Source organism: Massilia sp. DJPM01, from assembly GCF_030348125.1.
GTDB classification, from domain to species: domain Bacteria; phylum Pseudomonadota; class Gammaproteobacteria; order Burkholderiales; family Burkholderiaceae_D; genus Telluria_A; species Telluria_A frigida.
This window is the reverse complement of the sequence record NZ_JAQOZV010000140.1, coordinates 1-2,394: the sequence shown is the minus strand read 5'-3', so window position 1 is coordinate 2,394 and position 2,394 is coordinate 1. Positions and strand designations below refer to the sequence as shown.

Sequence of the window (2,394 nt, the reverse complement as noted above, 5' to 3'; positions counted from 1 at the left end):
AATAAAGAACGAGAAAGACACCATCGGCAAGAACTGGTCAATCAACGTGGCCAAGTTCAAGACCGAGACCATCGGCATGGCCTACATGCAGAACGTGGGCATGGGACGTTTGGAGAACGTCGGCCTCGCGTACGGCGTCAACGTCGGCCTTGGCTACAGCCTGAATGTTGGGATGGTCATGGCGACCGTGGTTGGCACCGATCAGATTACCAAGGTAGGCAATAGCATTGCAATCAGTGCCGGGGACGAGCTGTCAATTACCGTCGGCAAGGCCACTCTTGTGATGAAGTCGGACGGAAGTATCGTCATCAACGGTAGCAAGATCAACATCAGTGCCTCCGGCACTGTGGCGGTCAAAGGCAAGGACATACAGAACAATTAGATCCTGGCTGCTGCCGACAGCGGCTTCGCGCGCACGTGCGGCGCCGTTGGCAATCAGTTCCCATTATTATTCCTGTGCAGTCGCTGGAGGCGGACATGTCAGACCAAAGCAGCACCCCTATGCCGCCCATTTCTTTGAGCATTCCGGTGGTCGTGCGTCGGCACGCTACAGAGACGGCGACTCGCTGGTGGCGACGCGATAGCGCATACCTCGATCATCCAAGAACCACATTCGCCACGCTGGCCCAATACGATGAATCCATCGACGCGCATCTCGATGGTCTGCTGGTCGCTGGAAATGGCGGACTCGACGCATTACAAAAGGCGTTGGAAAACGATGCAGCGGACCTGTCCGCAGACATTTTTGCCGCGCTTGCGTTTGCCTTTCTCAGCGAAGACGAAGCGACGATCACCTCAATGCTCGCCCGGACCGATGCACTGGCGGGCAAGGCATGGGCACTGGACGGGCTTTTCGCCTGGCATGACTCGCCGCTCATCGTGACGGCCCTGACAGCGCACCTGAATGAACCCAACCCGCGCTACCGCGACGCGGCGCTGGCGCAGTGCCACACGCATCGACTGTCGGGCGGGGATCACCTGTCCGCTATCCTGACAGGCAGCGGCCCCGAACTGGTCAGCCGGGCGCTACGCACTGCGGGCGAATGCGGCCGTGTCGATTTACTTGCGGAAGTAAGAGCGTGGCTCGACCCGGCGAGGCGATCTGACCCAGCTATCCGCTTTTGGGGAGCATGGTCTGCCACCATGCTCAACGGCTTGGACGAAGAGTCGTTTTCCGTGCTGCAATCGTTCGTCGAGCAAGGCGACAGCCATCAGCCCCTTGCGCTCAAGTTGATCTGTCTTTCTCTCCCTCACGCGGGGGTGGTGGAATATCTGGAAAAATTGTCGCCATTACCGCTGACGCCTGAGCTGAGGATAAAGGCGGTTGGCTGGAGTGGGCATGTCGGATACGGCAACTGGCTCATCGAGCAAATGCGTGTGCCGGCCCTGGCTGCTACCGCCGCTGAAGCCTTCCGCATGATTACGGGGTTTGATTGCGAACGGAGCGACACCGTATTGGCCTCGCCGCTCGGTGAGGAACAATTCGACGCGGCTATCAAGGATGGATACGCCTATCCCGATGCCGACCAAGTTGCGGCGTGGTGGCAAGAAAATCAGTCGCACTATCGTGACGACGCAAGGATATTTTTGGGGAGGCCCGTGAGCTTCGCCTGGCTCGCCGAAATTCTGGACCACGGCGAGCAGGCACACCGGGAACTCGCCGCTTTGCATTGGCCCCTTCTGAAACCGGGAAGCATGCTGCTGCCGACACGCGCACATAGCGCGATACAGTGGTTGCGCTTGCAACAACTTAAAGGAAGTACATTATGACCGACACAACCATGATGAATGAGCAGACCGCAGTTGCCCCGGAACCTCTCGCAGCACCGACGCATGATACCGCTCAGGCCGCGCCAGTGACGGGGCTTGTCATCGGCACCCTCACCGGGTTTACAAGCGCCATGGCTCCCCTCGTCGACTTTGACGGCAACCCGGCCCAAGGGCCGGTCGTCGCCCGTGCATTTGCGCCACTTACGCAGCCCGACATCGGCAAAATGGTCGCACTCCAGTTTGAATGCGGCGACATCACGCAAGCTGTAGTCATGGGCCTGTTGCATCGCTCTGCCGTGAAGAGTAAGGACAGTGCGCAAGCCCCAATGTTGGTCTCTACACCATCGCCCTTGCGAGTAATCGGCGACGGCGACGAAGTGAAGTTGGTTGCGAACCGCAAGCTCACACTGCAATGTGGCCGAGCCAGCATCACACTTGATGTGGATGGCAACGTCGAAATACGCGGACTTGATCTGCTCTCGCGCGCCGCAGGGCAAAACGCGATCAAGGGCAGTTCCGTCTCGATTAACTGAAGAGCCGCCGATGAAGATCATCAATCACACCGGCTTTGCCGCCGCTTGCACCACCGCTGCGGATAAAAGCGGACGTAAGCACCTGCTGGTC

At 58.9% G+C, this 2,394-nt stretch carries 2 protein-coding genes and 1 pseudogene; all 3 read left to right on the top strand.

The window, feature by feature from the left end; all coding sequences use genetic code 11:
* Positions 1-382, top strand: a pseudogene (locus tag PO883_RS34120) (type VI secretion system Vgr family protein); the annotation flags it as partial.
* 95 nt (positions 383-477) lie between these two features.
* Complete coding sequence (locus PO883_RS34115; RefSeq protein WP_289313750.1) at positions 478-1,770, top strand: hypothetical protein; 1,293 nt, start codon at positions 478-480, stop codon at positions 1,768-1,770.
* The gene (locus tag PO883_RS34110; protein ID WP_289313749.1) at positions 1,767-2,303 is read left to right on the top strand and encodes a DUF6484 domain-containing protein; all 537 of its coding nucleotides are present in this window, start codon (positions 1,767-1,769) and stop codon (positions 2,301-2,303) included. Before PO883_RS34115 ends, PO883_RS34110 begins: the two co-directional genes overlap by 4 nt.
* Positions 2,304-2,394 lie beyond the last annotated feature (91 nt).

Excerpts from the sequence above, each read along its gene's own strand:
- PO883_RS34115 (WP_289313750.1), top strand. The coding sequence starts at position 478 with ATGTCAGACCAAAGCAGCACCCCTATGCCGCCCATTTCTTTGAGCATT.
- PO883_RS34110 (WP_289313749.1), top strand. The coding sequence starts at position 1,767 with ATGACCGACACAACCATGATGAATGAGCAGACCGCAGTTGCCCCGGAA.